At 48.4% G+C, this 18,444-nt stretch carries 13 protein-coding genes; 5 read left to right on the top strand and 8 right to left on the bottom strand.

The features are described from left to right. Window positions 1-9 precede the first annotated feature (9 nt). Window positions 10-2,268, bottom strand: coding sequence for a phosphoenolpyruvate--protein phosphotransferase (gene ptsP / locus CRO03_RS13685; RefSeq protein ID WP_097112184.1), 2,259 nt, complete (start codon window positions 2,266-2,268; stop codon window positions 10-12). Between the two features lie 56 nt (window positions 2,269-2,324). Next, window positions 2,325-2,828 carry an RNA pyrophosphohydrolase gene (rppH, locus tag CRO03_RS13680; RefSeq protein WP_097112183.1) on the bottom strand — a complete coding sequence of 168 codons (504 nt, stop codon included), beginning with the start codon at window positions 2,826-2,828 and terminating at the stop codon, window positions 2,325-2,327. A gap of 402 nt (window positions 2,829-3,230) precedes the next feature. Here rppH and mutH point away from each other — a divergent pair, with 402 nt between their 5' ends. Further along, on the top strand, window positions 3,231-3,923 hold the full coding sequence (mutH, locus tag CRO03_RS13675) for a DNA mismatch repair endonuclease MutH (RefSeq protein ID WP_170949020.1): 693 nt from the start codon (window positions 3,231-3,233) through the stop codon (window positions 3,921-3,923). Between the two features lie 11 nt (window positions 3,924-3,934). On the opposite strand, the gene CRO03_RS13670 is transcribed toward mutH, so the two are convergent. The 3 genes from CRO03_RS13670 to CRO03_RS13660 all read right to left on the bottom strand — a co-directional run bounded on the left by CRO03_RS13670 (window position 3,935) and on the right by CRO03_RS13660 (window position 6,644). Then, the gene (locus CRO03_RS13670) at window positions 3,935-4,759 is read right to left on the bottom strand and encodes a substrate-binding periplasmic protein (RefSeq protein ID WP_245861667.1); all 825 of its coding nucleotides are present in this window, start codon (window positions 4,757-4,759) and stop codon (window positions 3,935-3,937) included. A 73-nt stretch (window positions 4,760-4,832) separates the two neighbouring features. After that, the gene (locus CRO03_RS13665; protein WP_097112182.1) at window positions 4,833-5,687 is read right to left on the bottom strand and encodes a sterol desaturase family protein; all 855 of its coding nucleotides are present in this window, start codon (window positions 5,685-5,687) and stop codon (window positions 4,833-4,835) included. 39 nt (window positions 5,688-5,726) lie between these two features. Beyond that, window positions 5,727-6,644 carry a LysR substrate-binding domain-containing protein gene (locus tag CRO03_RS13660; protein ID WP_097112181.1) on the bottom strand — a complete coding sequence of 306 codons (918 nt, stop codon included), beginning with the start codon at window positions 6,642-6,644 and terminating at the stop codon, window positions 5,727-5,729. A 105-nt stretch (window positions 6,645-6,749) separates the two neighbouring features. Between CRO03_RS13660 and metE the strand changes: the two genes are divergently transcribed. Then, window positions 6,750-9,017: a 5-methyltetrahydropteroyltriglutamate--homocysteine S-methyltransferase gene (metE, locus tag CRO03_RS13655; RefSeq protein ID WP_097112180.1), complete on the top strand. Its 2,268-nt coding sequence runs from the start codon at window positions 6,750-6,752 to the stop codon at window positions 9,015-9,017. Between the two features lie 66 nt (window positions 9,018-9,083). Here metE and cysB read toward each other — a convergent pair whose 3' ends face one another. Beyond that, entirely contained in the window at window positions 9,084-10,061 is a 978-nt protein-coding gene (cysB, locus tag CRO03_RS13650; protein WP_097112179.1) for an HTH-type transcriptional regulator CysB, read from the bottom strand. 155 nt (window positions 10,062-10,216) lie between these two features. Between cysB and CRO03_RS13645 the strand changes: the two genes are divergently transcribed. Beyond that, window positions 10,217-10,906 (top strand): sensor histidine kinase, encoded by a 690-nt coding sequence (locus CRO03_RS13645; RefSeq protein WP_097112178.1) that lies wholly within the window; start codon window positions 10,217-10,219, stop codon window positions 10,904-10,906. Between the two features lie 74 nt (window positions 10,907-10,980). Then, complete coding sequence (locus CRO03_RS13640) at window positions 10,981-11,745, top strand: hypothetical protein (protein ID WP_097112177.1); 765 nt, start codon at window positions 10,981-10,983, stop codon at window positions 11,743-11,745. Window positions 11,746-11,807: 62 nt separating this feature from the next. Here CRO03_RS13640 and topA read toward each other — a convergent pair whose 3' ends face one another. Next, window positions 11,808-14,414 (bottom strand): type I DNA topoisomerase, encoded by a 2,607-nt coding sequence (gene topA / locus CRO03_RS13635; protein WP_097112176.1) that lies wholly within the window; start codon window positions 14,412-14,414, stop codon window positions 11,808-11,810. A gap of 231 nt (window positions 14,415-14,645) precedes the next feature. Between topA and astB the strand changes: the two genes are divergently transcribed. Then, window positions 14,646-15,986, top strand: coding sequence for an N-succinylarginine dihydrolase (gene astB, locus CRO03_RS13630; protein ID WP_097112175.1), 1,341 nt, complete (start codon window positions 14,646-14,648; stop codon window positions 15,984-15,986). A 72-nt stretch (window positions 15,987-16,058) separates the two neighbouring features. On the opposite strand, the gene CRO03_RS13625 is transcribed toward astB, so the two are convergent. Next, complete coding sequence (locus tag CRO03_RS13625) at window positions 16,059-18,287, bottom strand: Ig-like domain-containing protein (protein WP_097112174.1); 2,229 nt, start codon at window positions 18,285-18,287, stop codon at window positions 16,059-16,061. Window positions 18,288-18,444 lie beyond the last annotated feature (157 nt).

The following is an 18,444-nucleotide window of genomic DNA, read 5'->3' as shown; positions in this document are numbered from 1 at the left end:
GAATAAGTTTTAAGCTCTCAATTGGCTAAGCAACTGCTTTTGCTCCAAAAAGCGTTGTACCAACTGTTTCACCTGCTTTGGCGACTGGCATGCCAGCACCTCGGGTAATATTGCTTCGAGCTCAGTCACTTTCACCCGACGTAACAACCACTTAATTTTCGCCAGATTACTGTTGTTCATACTAAAGCGACTGTAGCCCATTGCTGCTAATACCAACACACCTGCCGGCTCACCACCAAGCTCACCACAAATACTAATTGGGAACTTTAACTGCCGGGCCTGTTCAGCCAATAAATTCAACGCGCGTAGCACCGACGGATGCAGCGCATCATACAGGTTAGCAACCCGGGCATTGTTTCTGTCAACTGCCAGCAGATACTGAGTAAGATCGTTGGTACCCACTGAGCAAAAGTCAACTCGCGCTGCCAGTTCTGGCAGCTGATACATAATTGACGGAACTTCAATCATTACGCCAATTTTCGGTTTTGGTAGCGCAATATTAAGCTCGTCACTGACTTCAAAACTGGCTTGTCTGATCAGCCGGATCGCTTCATCGACCTCAGCCAGATCAGAAATCATTGGCAGCAGAATGTGTAAATTATCCAAAGTGATGTTGGCTTTTAACATCGCCCGGATTTGCACCAGAAAAATCTCAGGATGATCAAGCGTCAGCCTTATGCCGCGCCAGCCAAGAAACGGGTTTTCTTCAACAATACTAAAATAGGGTAAAGCTTTGTCACCACCGACATCCAGCGTACGCATCACCACGGCCTTGCCGGCATAACCACTCAGTACTTTGCGGTAAAGCTCCACTTGCTCTTGTTCAGTGGGAAAACGATTACGCATAATAAACGGAAACTCGGTACGATACAGGCCAACCCCATCGGTGTATTCGGCATTACTGGTTTCCAGCTCAATAGCCAGGCCACAGTTCACCATCAGCTTAAAAGGCTTGCCACATGAAGACTGTGACGGCAGCGCCACTTCCTGCTGGTAACGCGCTGTTAGTTCTGCATCTTCATTAATCAGCCGCCGATATTCCGCGCAAATAGCTTCAACCGGCGACAGCAGAATATGGCCTTCATAACCATCCACTATCACCTGCTGATTTTGCCAGTGCAGCAACGGCAGTTCGTTCACGCCCATTACGGCCGGGATGCCCAGGGCCCTGGCCATAATAGCCGCATGAGAGTTAACCGAGCCCCGCAGCGAAACAATAGCAACCAGTTGCTCACGGGGGACCTCAGCCAGCATGGTGGCAGTAACGTTGTCAGCAACTAATACCACTCGTTGCGGCAGTTTCACTTTACGCTGCTCCGAGTCGAGCAGATTATTCAAAACCCGCTGTCCCAAATCCCGGATGTCAGTGCCCCGCTCTCGCAGGTAAGCGTCGTCCATATCGTCAAATTGGCGGGCAAACTTTTCCACTACCCGCTTCAGCGCGCTTTTCGCACACCAGCCCTCAGCAATTTGCTGCTCAATTTCCTGGCCCAGACTGGCCGCATCAAGCAACTGGTGATATACATCAAATATCGCCAGGGCGTCTGCCGGGATATGGCCGGCCATTCGCTCGGCCAGCCGGTTAAACTCAGCTTTAGTCACTTTTACGGCACGGTAGAACAATGCCAGTTCTTTTTCTGGTTCATCAGACTTTTTCAGGGAAATGGCGTCGAAATCGCTGGAGGGCTGCAGTACATATGCTTCGCCAATGGCCATACCCGGCGCGCCCGGCAATCCAGCCAGCTGACCTGACTTCGCCATGGTAGATGGGCTCTGACTGGCCGCATCACGCATTTCTGCATTCGCTAATACCGAGGCTAACTGGGCACCAAGGGTAACCAGAAAAGACTCTTCATCTTCACTAAACACCCGCTCAGCCGATTGCTGAATGGTTAATACGCCAAGCACTTTTCGATGGTGAATAATAGGACAACCGAGAAAAGCAGAGAAGCGATCTTCACTAACTTCAGGCGTAACCCTGAAGCGCGGATGGAGTTGAGCCTGAGCGAGGTTGATAGGTTCTTCCCGTTGCCCTACCCAACCGATTAATCCTTCAGAAAAGCCGATAGCAACGTTACCCACAGCATCCTGATTTAAGCCGTCGGTAGCCATCAGCATAAAATGCTGTTGCTGATAATCAGCCAGATACACCGAACAACATTCGGTGGCCAATGCGGTTTTAATGCTTGAGACTAAGCCAGCCAGAGCATTGTCTAGAGCTGGCTCCTGAGCCACATCCTGAACAATCCGCCGCAACTGGCTTAGCATAAGAACCTCATTGTCCTGTCGGTTTTAGCAAATTTAATAGTTATTAATATATTTTCTTAATACTTTTTTTTAATATCTCTGCGGGTAAATGGCAAAGCAACCGGGGCAAATTCACGCATGACTTTTCGATACACTTCTCGTTTAAAAGCCACTACCTGACGCACTGGATACCAATAACTGACCCAACGCCAGTTATCGAACTCAGGATGCGATGTTACAGCCAGATTTACATCTTCTTCCCGACAGGTCAAACGCAATAAAAACCACTTTTGCTTTTGCCCGATACACACAGGATTACTGTCTTTGCGAATTAAGCGTTTCGGAAGTTTGTAGCGCAACCAATGCTTGGTAACACTGATTATTTCTACATCTTCAGGCCGTAGCCCGACTTCCTCATGCAGTTCGCGATACATGGCCTGCTCTGGCGTTTCGCCATCGTCGATACCACCCTGTGGATACTGCCAGGAATGCTGACCATATCTTTTCGCCCAAAACACCTGTCCCTGGGTGTTACAAATCACTATGCCGACATTGGCCCGAAAACCTTCGGCATCGATCACACAAACCTCTAGCGAGTCTATTTCTGCTATAACAAAGATTCTTTCACAAAGTCGCGGTTACGGCAAACGGAATTTCATTAGCCGCAATGCTTGTGCTAATCCATAGTTATCCACATTTCCCATTTTCTTTACCTAACCTATGTGAACTTCTTCACAGACTCTGTGGATAAAACTGTTGTTAAGTTGCACAAGGCTGTTGAGTAACGATAGATTCTGCCTGTTCATCGCCTTATTATTTTTTGTTAATCCTGCAAATTACAATAACTTATGCACGCAATACTGCCGATATTTTTATTTGCAGGCTGTGCATAAGTTAGTTTGCTGCGTTTTTAAGCAGCGTCAATGCGATAAAAATGCTACGGTAACGTCGACCTGTAACCGCATACTACGGCGAGTAATTCGTTGAAAAAAACGCCATTGAACACAGCCGGACAATTACTGCATTGTTGTCATAGCATTGCAGGTCTGACCCTTGGTCAATTGGCTGCCCAGCTAAAGGTAGACGTTCCCGCTAATTTAAAACGGGATAAAGGCTGGGTTGGTCAGTTACTTGAACTCGCGCTTGGTGCAGAGGCGGGCTCTCAGGCAATACCCGATTTCCCGGCGCTGGGCATTGAATTAAAAACCTTACCCATTGATCAACAAGGCAAGCCACTGGAAAGCACCTACGTTTGTGTCGCGCCTCTGACTGGCGTCACCAGTCAAAGCTGGCAGCAATCTTGGATTTGCCAGAAGCTGCAGCACGTACTTTGGGTACCCATATTGGCCGAACGACAAATTCCTCTGGCAGAGCGCGTTATTGGCACTGGCTTTTTATGGCAGCCCTCTGTTGCTGAACAGCAAGCGCTGCAGCAGGATTGGGAAGAGTTAATGGAATTAATCACTCTCGGTGGCATCGACCAGATCCGTGGTGCCCATGGCAAAGTATTACAACTCAGACCCAAAGCAGCCGATAGCAAAGCATTAACTGCCGCGGTCGGGGCCAATGGTGAACCGATTCAAACCCTGCCCCGCGGCTTTTATCTGAAAGCCAGTTTCACTGCAGCCATTCTCAGCCGCCAATTCAATCTGGCTGAACAGTCCTTAAAATACTAACGCTGATAACGTTAGTCCTGATAACGTTGGACAATTTGCTGATAAAGACCATTCTGCTTAATAGCCGCTAACCCACGATTAAACTCAGCAACTGACTCTTCTTCAACAGACGCTCTACTGAACATCACATATACATCATTATTGCCCAGGGTTACCTGATGCGGCTTGATAAGTTCATCCAGCCCTTTACGTCGCAGTATCGACGTGGCGACGAAGCTGTCCTCCAGAAAGCCGTCTATTTCTTCGTCCAGTAGCCGCGCCATGTTCATCTCACTGATGATGGCGCCAACAAACTGCGGCCTAAACTCGGCTGAGGCATAAAGCTCTGCAATTTCATCGCCATAGTAATACTCGTTGACGATACCCAGCTTGTGACCGGCGCTGACGAACTCCTGAATACTGGTCACGGGCAACTCAGCGTCGTCTGCACGTACAAACAACGAAAACTGTTCCTGGCGATAGGGTTCAGAGAAATAGGCGAAAGTCTGACGATCTTCAGTAATGGAAGCCCCCAGCACAAAGTCTATTTCCCCCTCTTTGAGTAAACCCAGCAATTCCACCCAGCTCCCCTGAACAATACTCAGTTCACACTGCATTTCAGAAGCGACAGCCCTTACCAGCTCAACATCGAGTCCGGTAACGGTGTTACCTACCGTCATATACTGGTAAGGCTCCCAAGCATCAAAGCCCATGGTAAGGGAGCACTGGGGCGGTACCGCCGACATCCGCTGCGCCACCGGCTCGGCCGGCACGGCTATTTCAGGTTCAGAGACAGGTTTGCAAGAAAACAGCATTAACGTGACAGCTAGTAAGACTAAAAGCTTGATAGACTTCATAAATCACCTCAGGGTGTTATGACTTTATTCAAGCTTAGTGCAAATTGCTTTTTTTGCGCAGCTGAACGGCAACTTATTCAGCTAATTTTTCTGTGGTGCCAGCGGTTAATTTTGGCGGCATTCTAAAAAGTACCTGCCACAAAGACTGCTGCCGCCCGGCGCTACTTGCCTCACGCCACATCCGCCGCCATTCATAAAAAGTAATGGTAAGCGGATTAGTCGAGTTGAAATCATCTGTAATACCGTAGCGGCAAGGCTCGTCCGTCTGCTCGGGGACAAAAGTGCCAAACATTTTATCCCAGATAATCAGTACGCCGGCAAAATTACGGTCAATGTAAATAGTATTACAAGCGTGATGCACCCGATGGTGTGAAGGGGTATTAAAAATGTGCTCCAGCAAACCAAGCCGGCCAATGGCCTGGGTATGAACAAAAAACTGAAATGCTAAATTAAGGGCAACTACAGCGAACACTAACGTTGGGTCATATCCCAGCAAAATCATTGGCAGCCAGAACAACCACATACCTGACAGTGGATACGTCAGGCTTTGGCGAAAGGCAGTGCTGAAATTCATCAGTCGGGAACTATGATGTGCCACATGGGATGCCCACAGCCAACGAATATGATGCGAGCCACGATGAAACCAGTAGTACAGAAAGTCCTGCAGCACAAAGGCCAGCAGCAGATTCAACGCAGTGAGTTCAATAGTAAACAAGCTGTATTGATGTAACCAGTAAAAAAATGGCATTAACAGCAACAGCGCCAGCATATCTGAACCCTGATGCAGTAGCGCCAGCACGGCGTTCGCCAGAGTATCACGCCACTGATACCAGTTTTGCTGTCTGAGCACGGCAAAGCGCCACTCCAGCATTACACAGAGCAAAAATACCGGGCTTAGCAGTAATAAAATTAACTCAACTGGTGGCATGGCTGTTCACTGTTTGGTATATCGACGACAAATAGTACGTTATTCCAGCGGCACTGCACAAGCCGCGCGGCTGCTTTCGGGGCGGTTGCTGCACAGGGCATCAATGAGATGCGTAATGGGTTGTGTATTGGCGTCCTGTTGCCGGCAGCACAGGTACATAGGTCGCCACAACCCATTACGGCCCAGTGCCAGGCTGGCAATCAGTCCTTGCTGTAAGAATGGCTGAGCCATCCAGTCTGGCAAAACCGCCACTCCCTGATTGGCTGCTACCAATTGCAAAATCTGGCTGGCCTGACTTATCTGTCTTTGCACCCCCAGAAAAGGTAAATCCGCCAGGAAAAAGCGAAAAACGTCCTGTCGGGCTTGAGGTAGCGGGTACCCTAATAATGTCTGCTGCTGCAAATCCGCCGGTTCTAGCCAGCTTTTTGTGGCTAAGGGATGCTCAGGGCTCAATAATACCCGCAGTTGCATACTGAAAAGTGGCTGGTAACTCACCCTGCTATCAGACCGCTTGTCTGAAGTCAGCACCACGTCCAACTCCCACTGCAGTAGCTTTTCTACGGCCTGATGCTCAATCTCCGCTACCCATTCAATTTGATCTCGCGGCGACTGACTGGTAAACGCCTTTACTGCCGGCATTAACCAGTGAAAACAGGCATGACACTCGACACAGAGTTTAAGACGTTTTGGTTTAGCCGTTACCGGTTTAAGCAACTGAATTATAGTATTAATTTCCGGTAAGACCTTAGCCGCGGTGCTTAACAGCAACTGGCCACTTTGGCTAAATACCAGCGGTTGGCTTTTTCGAACAAACAGTTGCTGCCCCAGTCGCCGCTCAAGCTCCGCCAGCTGGTGCGATAAGGCAGACTGAGTGATGCACAGCGATTCTGCTGCACCCTGAACGGTGCCTTGTTCAGCAATGGCCTGAATGGCTTTTAAGTGTTTAATTTCAATCATTATGAATTTTCTTCATCTGCCGCGAGCCTTTTTTTCATTTGTCAGCATCAGCATAACCACTAACAATAGACGCATCAACATCTAGACGTCTAAAAGGAAAGTATTATGCTAACACACAATCTTGGATTTCCCCGTATCGGCCGTAAGCGTGAGTTAAAAAGAGCATTAGAGGCATATTGGCAAGGCGAAATCAGCCAGCAACAATTACTGCAAAAGGGTAGCGATTTACGCCGGCAAAACTGGAAAATTCAAACCGAAGCAGGAATTGACCTGGTAGCTGTGGGCGATTTTGCCTGGTACGATCATGTGCTGGCGACATCGTTATTGCTTGGGGTGATCCCAGAGCGTCATCGTGCTGATAACGATACTGTTGATCTCAATACGTTATTTCGGATCGCCCGTGGCCGCGCGCCCAAAGGTAAGCCTGCGGCTGCCAGTGACATGACCAAATGGTTTAACACTAACTATCACTATATCGTGCCGGAATTTTCTGAAAACCAGACATTTGAGCTAACCGACAACTTTTGGTTCGAGCAGATCAGTGAAGCGCAGCAAGCTGGCGTTAACGCAAAGCCGGTGCTGCTGGGACCGCTAAGTTACCTGTACTTAGGCAAAAGCGTTGCCGGACAGGACAAACTGACCCTGTTGCCACAGCTATTAAAAACTTATCAGCACATTTTCGATAAGCTAAACGCGCTGGGAGTCAGCTGGCTGCAACTTGATGAGCCCTTGCTGGCACTGGAGCTGGAGGACAACTGGCTACAGGCCCTGGCTGCAGGCTACCAACAACTGAACAAAGGCAAGGTAAAGTTATTACTGGCAACCTACTTTGGTGATGTTAGCCACCAGCTCCCATTGCTTGCAGGGCTGCCACTGGACGGCCTGCATGTTGACCTGGTTGCCGATAACAGTGATATAGCAGCGCTACATAAGGCTGTACCAGACAATTGGGTATTGTCTGCAGGTGTTATAAATGGCCGCAATGTCTGGCGCAGTGATCTGGCAGCGCTGTACCAGCAGTTACAGCCGGTTTATCAGCAACGCGGTGATAAGCTGTGGCTGGCGCCCTCCTGCTCACTGCTGCATTGTCCGGTAGACCTTGAGCTGGAAACGGCGCTGGATAGTGAATGCCTGAGCTGGTTTGCTTTTGCCAAACAAAAGTGTCAGGAGCTGGCCCTGTTGAAGCATGCCCTGCAAACAAATGAACTTAGTGCTGTTGATCAGTACAGTGTGCCAATTCAAGCCAGGGCGCAGTCGGCCAGGGTGCATAACCCGACCGTATTGCAGGCGGTAGCAGCTCTTAAAACACGTTCAGCCGATCGTTCTGCATCTTTCACTGTGCGCCAGCAAGCCCAGCGTCAGCATTTTAAATTGCCACTGCTGCCAACCACGACTATTGGCTCATTTCCGCAAACCGCAGAAATACGCCAGCAGCGACTGGCCGTTAAGACCGGCAAGATTGATAGCAGCCAATACCAGCAACAAATTAAGCAGCACATTCAACTTGCCATTGCTGAGCAGGAACAGATTGGCCTCGATGTATTCGTGCACGGTGAGGCAGAGCGCAACGACATGGTGGAATACTTTGGCGAGTTGCTGGACGGTATTGTGTTTAGCCAGTTTGGTTGGGTGCAAAGTTATGGCTCGCGCTGTGTTAAGCCACCCATTATCATCGGTGATATCAGCCGACCGCAGCCAATGACTGTACAATGGAGTCGCTATGCTCAGTCGCTTACCAGTAAACCTGTCAAAGGCATGCTGACCGGGCCGGTTACCATTTTAGGCTGGTCGTTTCCACGTGATGATATCAGTCGCCAGGACATCGCCTTACAACTCAGTCTGGCACTGGCAGCTGAAGTGCAGGACTTACAGGCTGCAGGCATTGAGATTATTCAGATTGATGAGCCTGCGTTTCGCGAAGGCCTGCCGCTGAAGCAAAGCCAGTGGCAGGCTTATCTGCAATGGGCGGTAGCGGCGTTTAAATATTGCTGCAGTGACGTAAGCCATACCACGCAAATTCACACCCATATGTGCTACAGCGAGTTTAACGACATTATAGTGGCCATAGCGGCACTGGATGCTGATGTGATTACCATTGAGACATCCCGTTCCAATATGGAATTGCTGAGTGCATTTGAGCACTTTGCTTACCCGAATGAAATTGGTCCCGGGGTGTATGACATCCACTCACCGAATGTGCCAACGGTAAGCTGGATAAAGCAACTGATAAAACAGGCTGCAGGAAAAATACCCGCTGAGCGGTTGTGGGTAAACCCGGACTGTGGCTTGAAAACCCGAGGCTGGAACGAAACCCGTTCTGCCCTGCTGAATATGGTCAAAGCCTGCAAAGAGCTTCGTAGCGAGCTGTTGTAGCAGTTAGGGCAATAACAGTGATAAAAACGGCCAGGAGCGACACCTGACCGTTTTTAACTGCAGGGTTTAGCGTACGGGTAACTCAAAGGTGTCAAACATCCGGTCTATCTCTTCCTGGTTACGCAGCAGATTCGCCCGCTCTACCACGTCTTTTGTCAGGTGAGGTGCAAACCGCTGAATAAAGTCATACATGTAGGTCCGCAGAAACGCACCTTTCCTGAAACCAATCTTGGTAGTAGAGGCCTCAAACAGATGTCTGGCGTCCAGGGCGACTAAATCTTTGTCCAATTGCGGGTCTATCGCCATCGATGCAATCACCCCTACCCCCAGGCCCAACCTGACATAAGTTTTCAGCACATCAGCGTCAGTTGCGGTAAATACGATGCGCGGCTCCAACCCCTTAGCGGCAAAAGCCCGGTCAAGTTCAGAGCGCCCGGTAAAGCCAAATACATAGGTTACGATGGGATGCTGTGCTACGTCTTCTACCGCAATTTTACGGCCAAGCTGAGCCAGCGGGTGATCCTGCCTGACGATAACGCTGCGGTTCCAGTGATAGCACGGCAGCATAACTAAATCACCGTATAAATGCAGGGCTTCGGTGGCGATGGCAAAGTCAGCTTCGCCACGGGACGCCGCCTCGGAAATTTGCTGTGGTGAACCCTGATGCATATGCAGCGATACCTTTGGATATTTCTGCATAAAACCACTGATAACAGAAGGTAAGGCATAGCGGGCCTGGGTATGAGTTGTAGCAATATTTAACTTACCCTGGTCAGGTAAGGTATGCTCCTTGGCAACCGCTTTGATGCTTTCTACTTTGGCCAGGATTTGCTGGGCTATTTCAATAACATCGCGTCCGGCCGGGGTCACATGGGTTAAGTGCTTGCCGCTGCGGCCAAAAACCTGGATGCCAAGCTCATCTTCCAGCATTCTAACCTGTTTACTGATTCCAGGTTGCGAGGTATAAAGGCTTTCTGCCGTTGCCGACACATTTAAGTTATGGTTTAGCACCTCAACAATGTAACGCAATTGCTGTAATTTCATCTGGCCCAGGTCCGGTAAAGAATGATCACCGTTCAATATACCCGTCTTGTCAGATATTCCAACTAATTTTTATAAGTGGCAAAGCTATAACTATTAGTAGCAAAAAATTTTAACAACTGAATGACAGACGTTATCATCAGGTGCCCGGAGCAGTTATGACTAACCCAACAGAAATCGACTTCGCGACAGTACTGGCTTGCAGTGTTCACGACATGAAAAACTCACTGTGCATGGTGATTCAATCGGCAGAGCTTATACAGGCCGAAGGCAGCAAATTGTCAAATGATGCCCGTGACGAGCTGGCGCTGCTAAACTATGAAGCAAACCGGCTAAATTCAAATTTGCTGCAGTTATTGTCGCTGTATCGTCTGGATCGCCAGCAATTACCAGTACAAATTGACCAGCATTATCTGAATGAAGTCTTCGAAGAGTTATTGTTGAAAAATCAATACTTTGCTACCCAGCGCAATATCGAAGTGATTATCAACTCAGACAGTGATTTAAACTGGTTTTTTGACCGCGATCTGGTGATGAATGTCCTGAACGATGCCATTGCCAATGCCATGCGCTACAGTAGTCAGCGAATACTACTGAGCGCCGAGGTCGTCGATACTATGTTGCACATCGTGGTTGCTGATGACGGCCCGGGCTTTCCTGACTTTATGCTACACAACGCTGCTCCTGATATGCATAAACTGGACTTACGGCATGGTCATACCGGGCTTGGCATTTTTTTTGCTAAATTAATTGCCCGGGCCCATCACAATAAAAGCCAGCGGGGCATGGTAAGTCTGCAGAATGATGGAGTGCTGAATGGTGGAAGTTTCAGGCTAGCATTACCCTGATCTTCAGAAAACTGTTCATTGCCATCAATTCAGATTACTATAATTTATAAACGCGTATACGGTCAGAGGTCTGCATGTTGTTACCCATTATCATCTCGCTCATTGTGGCTTTGGTGATTATTGCTGTTGTCGTTAATGTTGTGCAACAACACAAAGAGCGGATTGCCAGTCTTAAACGCGCGGAATTTACCAAATTACGCCATTTGCTTGATGATACCGAAGATATGCTGGCAAATACGGCTAACGTACCATTTACCCCCGCCATCACGACTATGCTGTTAAAACGGATGGCTTTTGCTTTGCGTGCCATGGTTGAACTTGACCCGGGAACCAGAGAATTAAAGCAACGGCTGCAAGAAACAGAGACCCGTCTGAATGAACCTGTAAACACTGACGTGACAGCAACTGACAACCTGACGCTGCCCGACAACGACCAGCAATTAATCGGCCTGATACGCGGCATCAAAAAATTACGCACCACCCTTCGCAGTGAACATGCCAGAGGCAACATCGATACCTCTACGGTTATTGCCGAAGACAAACGCTTAGAGATACTTCAGGTACGAATTAATGTTGAGAGCCAGATTAAACGTGGCAAGCAGGCCCGGAGTAACAATATGCTTGGGTCGGCCCGTCAGTATTTTGAAAAAGCCCTTACTTCGTTAAACGGCAGCAGTCACCAGGATGAGTATGTTATTAGCCGTAAATCAGAAGTTGTGCAAACCCTCGAGGATATTGCTACTGAACTGAAGGCCGGCAATCTGCGGGATCGGGAGAAGAAAGAAGAAAAAGAAAACAAAGATATCGACGAGCTGTTTGCACCTAAACGTAAGTGGTGAGCACTAAAAATGGCACCATAAGTGCCATTTTTAGTCAGCCATATTGCTAAGCAACCGTGAGCTTATTTGGTGGCAGGTTTATCTTTGGATGAAACCACCCATTTGCCGTTTTCATACCAGGCCGCCCACCCCGTAGCTTTCCCCTCTTTCTCGGTCATTACATACTGCTGTTTCGTTTTACGGCTCCAACGAACAATGCTGGGGTTACCCTCTTTGTCTTTTACCGGTGCGTCAGCAAGATAATAAAATTTCGGTGAAATCCGTTCACGGAACAGCTTAAGTTCACTGACTAACGGCGCCCTGGTCTCCCTGGACTTAGGAAATGTCGACGCTGCAAGGAACAATCCAGCCGCGCCATCCCGCAGTACAAAATAGGCGTCAGATTTTTCGCATTTCAGCTCAGGCAAATGAACAGGATCTTCTTTTGGTGGCGCAGCTTCACCACTTCGTAGCAGTTTACGGGTGTTTTTACACTCACTGTTGGTACAGCCAAAATACTTGCCAAAGCGGCCAGATTTTAACTGCATATCACTGCCACACTTGTCGCACTCTATCAGTGGGCCGTCGTAACCTTTTATTTTGAAATTACCCGCTTCCAGCTCATAACCATCACATTCCGGATTATTACCACAGACGTGCAGCTTTCGCTGTTCATCTATCAGATAACTGTCCATTGCCGTACCGCATTTATCGCAGCGTTTCTTCTGCCGCAGCGCTTCGGTTTCCAGCTCATCGTCATCCGTTACCTTCACCGCCTCATCACCCGGCAGCAGATTCATCGTCGTGGTACAGCGCTCCTTTGGCGGCAGGTTATAGCCTGAACATCCCAGGAATACGCCGGTAGAAGCGGTACGAATGCCCATTTTACGGCCACAACTCGGGCAATCAATATCAGTCAAAACAAACTGATTAGCGCGCATACCGCCTTGTTCAGGGTCTTGCTCCGCTGTTTTCAGTTTGTCAGAAAAGCCGGTATAAAAGTTGTCCAGCTCTTTACGCCATTGCCGTTGCCCTTTAGCGATGTCGTCCAGGGTCAGCTCCATGTTGGCGGTAAAATCATAATTCATTAAATCATCGAAGTTTTCTACCAGCCGGTCGGTGACTATTTCACCCATTTTCTCGGCATAAAAGCGCTTATTTTCAACCCGGACATAACCACGATCCTGAATAGTTGAAATAATGGCAGCGTAAGTAGAGGGTCGGCCAATTCCGCGCTTTTCTAACTCCTTCACCAGACTGGCTTCACTGAAACGTGCGGCCGGCTTAGTGAAATGCTGAGCACTTTGTAATTGCTGTAACTGCAATTGCTGGCCTTTTTTCACATCTGGCAGCTCGTTGTCTTCCTCACCTTTGCGTTTAACCGCCGGTTGCACCCGGGTCCAGCCATCAAAACGAAGTACCCGACCTTTAGCTTTTAATTCGAAATCTGCGGCAACCACAGTAATATTAGTAACATCGTATTGCGCGGGTGGCATTTGACAGGCCACAAACTGGCGCCAGATTAACTCATAAAGTTTACGGGCATCGGCTTCCATATCGCCCAAATCACTTGCTAACACACTGACATTAGATGGCCGCACCGCTTCGTGGGCTTCCTGAGCATTAGCTTTACTGCCGTAGCTGACAGGCTCAGAGGTCAGGTATTTTTTACCAAACTTCTCATTTATATAATCCCGGCAAGCACCGACGGCTTCTGTACTGAGGTTAGTAGAGTCAGTACGCATGTAGGTAATATGGCCAGCTTCATATAACCGTTGTGCCAGCATCATGGTTTTTTTAACACCATAACCTAAGCGGGTACTGGCAGCTTGTTGTAAGGTTGAGGTTATAAATGGCGCCTGAGGTTTGCTGCTGCTCGGTTTGTCTTCCCGTTCTTTAACTTCAAAACTGGCATCTTTCAAACGTTCAATCGCAGTGTCAGCCTGCTTTTTATTGACCGGCTTAAAGGCTTTACCGTTTTCCCGCACCACATCCAATAGCAAGGGTTGCCTGGCGTCGGTCAGGGTATCAGCAGCGAGAGTCCAGTATTCTTCAGGAACAAAGGCCTTTATTTCCCGCTCCCGTTCTACCACTAAGCGTACTGCCACAGATTGCACCCGGCCAGCGGATAAACCACGTGCTACTTTTTTCCAAAGCAGGGGGGACACCATAAAGCCCACTACCCTGTCCAAAAACCGTCGGGCCTGCTGCGCATTCACCTGATCAACATTCACCTGACCGGGTTCGACAAAGGCATTGGTAATGGCTGATTTGGTAATTTCATTAAAAACAACCCGCTTAAACTTCTCAGGTTCGCCGCCAATAATTTCCTGTAAGTGCCATGCTATAGCTTCCCCTTCGCGGTCCAAATCCGTTGCCAGATAGACGGTGTCAGCTTTATCAGCCAGTGCTTTAAGCTCCTTTACCACTTTTTCTTTGCCTGGCAAGATCTCATAACGGGCTTTCCAGCCATGCGCCGGATCGATCCCCATCCGATCAACCAGCGCTTTATAGTCTTTTTCCTCTTTGCTCAGGCTCTTATCGGTAGTACGGACTTTATCTTTGCTACTGCTGGTTGGCAGATCGCGGATATGACCAACGCTCGATTTAACGACGTAATCGTTTCCTAAATATTTATTTATTGTCTTTGCTTTTGCCGGTGATTCGACTATTACCAGTGATTTCGCCATCTTAAAACCTGAATTCCCTAACTTTAGCCGCCTTTTGGCCGCCCTTTTTTAACATATATCCGCAAACCGCAGTTGTGACAAGTGAATAAACTCATTATTATGCAATCCGGGCCATTTTACAGACCCAGCGGCTATTTGATAGCCAACTCCAAAATGAAGCATAAAAAAACATAAGCGGCCGCAATAATAATAAAAACAGTGCCCCTTCCAACAGAAGGATATAAAGCAAAAATGAAGTACTTTGAAGCAAATTTCGATGGTCTGGTAGGACCAACCCATAACTATGCCGGCTTGTCAGTCGGCAACGTTGCCTCTTTATCTAACGCTAACAACACTTCCAGCCCAAAACAAGCAGCCAAGCAAGGTTTGCAGAAAATGAAGGCATTGCACGATTTAGGTTTAGTGCAAGGCGTGCTTGCTCCGCAAGAGCGCCCGGATGTATACACGTTACGCCGGCTTGGCTTTACCGGTTCAGACAGTGACATCATTGCCACCGCGGCCAAACAAGCACCGGCTGTGTTTCGGGCAGTATGTTCAGCATCCAGTATGTGGACCGCAAACGCCGCAACAATCTCGCCAAGTGCAGATACCAGTGACAACAAGGTACATTTTACTCCGGCAAACTTAACCAACAAATTTCACCGGTCACTGGAACCACAGACTACCGGCAGAATATTACAGGCAATGTTTGCTGACCCTGGCCACTTTGCTCATCATCAACATTTGCCAGACAACGACCATTTTGGTGATGAAGGTGCGGCGAATCATACCAGATTGTGCAGTGATTACGGCAAAAAAGGTGTTGAACTGTTTGTGTTTGGTCGTTATGCGTTCGATCAGTCCAAGGCAGCACCGAAACGTTTTCCGGCCAGGCACACACTGGAAGCCTGTGAGGCCGTAGCCCGTTTGCATGGCTTAAGTAACGATCATGTAGTTTATATGCAACAAAACCCCGATGTGATTGATCAGGGCGTATTCCATAACGATGTTATCGCTGTCGGCAATCAGAATGTGCTGTTTTACCATCAGCAGGCCTTTGTGGATACCCAAAGTAAACTTGATGAGCTAAAACGTAAATTTGGTAATGAGAGCGACTTATTTCTGATTGAAGTGAACGATAAAGATGTGTCAGTACAGGTAGCGATTAACACGTATTTATTCAATACTCAGGTTATTACCCTGGCCAATGGCGAAATGGCTATCATCGCGCCGACGGAATGTCAGGACAGCCCAACTGTTAGCCGCTATCTGGCAGAACTAACCGGCCGTGGCACACCCATAAAACATGTGCATTATTATGATGTAAAACAAAGCATGCGCAATGGCGGCGGCCCGGCGTGTTTGCGGTTGCGGGTGGCGTTAAGTGAGCAGGAACGTCAGGCGGTAAACCCACACGTACTGATGAATGACCAGTTATTTGCCACGTTAAACAACTGGGTAGATAAACATTACCGCGATCAGATTTCGGAAGCAGATTTGGCTGATCCGCTGCTATTAAAAGAATCCCGGGCAGCACTTGATGAGCTGACTCAAATCTTAAACCTGGGTTCTGTTTATCAGTTCCAGCGCTAACAAACCTGCACAAATAATAAAACCGCCAGTTGGCGGTTTTATTTTGCCCGCTGTCAGGCGGGCTGTATATCGTTAATCAACAACGGTACAATCACCTACAACACCAAATGGATTGCTTGGTGGTGGTGAGGTTTCAACTGTCACATCTTCACTCGATACAGGCAAGCCATACTCACGAGAAGACACATTTTCAGTACCCGACGCCGTTCCAGATACTTGTAAACGCACATCCATCCAGGCGCCTACATCTTGTGGGTATTGTACGTTAAACACGGCTATGCCACTCTCGTCAGCTGTGACAGTGACTGGCACAGTCGCCCGGTTGCCTGGCGTTATCTGGCCGTCGCCATTTGTATCTTCCGATATCTCTAAAATACCATCCAAATTTACGTCTTCGTTCAGGCAGGTAGCAGATACCTGGGCAGCCCAGTTTTTGAAGGTCGCCGGCGCTGGCGGTGACTTAACCCAAATCCCTTTGGAATAAGAAACCGGTACTACAGCAACATTGAGCTGTTGGTTTGGCACCGGATTACCCGAACTGTCGGTAACAATAACTGAAAACTCTTTTGAATAAGTACTATCGTTTGGTTTGGTTATTACGTTACCGGTACCGAACCGGAAGAATAACGTCCTGCGGCCCACAGCTATATCAGTCTGGCCGACAATTGCATCATTCGCTGCCAGGGCACCTTTCACAACCAGATTTAAACCTTCCACACCACCACCAGTGGTGCTATCGGCAGAAAACACAGTTGATGCCACACCCTGGGAATTAGTGCGTGCCAGCACTGCGCTGAGTTGACCACCCGCCGAATTATCCAGCGTAAACACCACATTCTGGTTTTTCACAGGGTTGTTGCTCGCATCACGAACGATGGCCCGCACTGCACTGGTCTCACCTAAACCTACCTGAGCCGGAAATGCCTGAACTTCAACTTTGGTTGGTGTAGTGGCAACAAACTCAACTATCTTCTGCGCATTTACACTACTTCCGGCATCTCCGCCCTGAGCGGCAATAGTGGCCAGACCGGCAAAACCAGACTGCACAAACACCTGAGCCTCACCATCTGCATCAGTATTCTGGGACACCGTTACATGTTCATCAACCAGTCCTGCTGCTGACGTAGCAATAAAACCACGAGAGGTTGCAAAACTAATGGCTTCACCAGCATTTGGAGATTCATCAATTAACCACTGAACGCCAAGGCCCTGTGCTGTATTTAATGGTATTTCTACCACCCCGTCCTCTTCACCATTGACTTGCTCGAACACAAAAGTGTCAGGGCTCACGTTCAATTCAACGTTGCTGGAGATACCAAGAGCTGACACCGTCAGGGTATCAACACCACTGTTTACACCAGTGTAAGTGAATGAAGCCTTACCGCCAGACCCTACCGTTTCGGGATTAGTCTCATTTAATGTATTACCGAGCGCTGAACTGACATCTAATACAACACCCTGAATACCATTACCGCTGGAATCGGTGACAAACACATCGATGGTGGCACTGTCGTTCAATACCACGGCTGATGGTGCCGCGATCTCCAGGTTAGTACCAACCACATCAATAATGAGTTCAGCGGTTTGCTGCTGAACCCGGGCAACTATTGATATTTCTCGGTTGTTACTATCAGATAAGGTCGTCAGAGTAGCTTTAGCGATGCCATTGGGGCCAGTAACAGTATCGACAATGTTTATTTCACCTGAGTCAGCAGAAAAGGTCACCGGAACTTCCGATAACGTAACATTGTTAACGTCCCTGACCAGAGCACTGAGTTCGACTTTATCTGTCGCACCAGAGCCTAGCAATAACTTATCAGCAATTAACCTGACGCTACCGATGGTAATGTCAACCTGATCGCCACCATCACCGGCAGAATTAAATACTGCGCTGGCAGATACTTCACCAAAACTGGCGTTGATCTGTCCTGCGCCAGAGCGATTACCAACAAGCAGAGGAATTGTTGCTACACCCTCAGCGTTGGTAGAGGCAGCCCCTGCGTCGTTACCCAACGCTGCCAGGCCCTCGCCGGAAACTTCAAAATTGATAAGCTGGTTGGCAACGTTGCCATCATTTGTCGCAGTTAAAGTTGCCGTAACAACCAGAGGGGTATCTTGCGACAGGTTATTGGTTTCAGTGCCCGCTGTATTAGTGATAGTGAGTGCCAGCGTAAACACCGGAGCGCTGCCACCTGTTCCACCGCCGCTATCACCGCCGCCACTGCCCAAGGTACCGCCGCCACCACAAGCGGCCAGCGATGTAATCATTAATGCAACAAGTAGTTGCCGGATGTTTCGCATGAAAACTCTCCCAAGCTGTTTTTTATATATAGTTTTTGTTAATTGCATCTTAAACCATTAATTATCACTACGTCACAGCAATTTTCAAAAAAATTTTTGTCAAGCCTGCCAAATAGCGCTGCAAACTGATAGTCTTAAGCAAATTCCGCACTGATAT

The organism is Arsukibacterium tuosuense (genome assembly GCF_900215315.1).
Classification (GTDB): domain Bacteria; phylum Pseudomonadota; class Gammaproteobacteria; order Enterobacterales; family Alteromonadaceae; genus Alishewanella; species Alishewanella tuosuense.
This window is presented reverse-complemented; position numbering and strand designations above follow the sequence as displayed.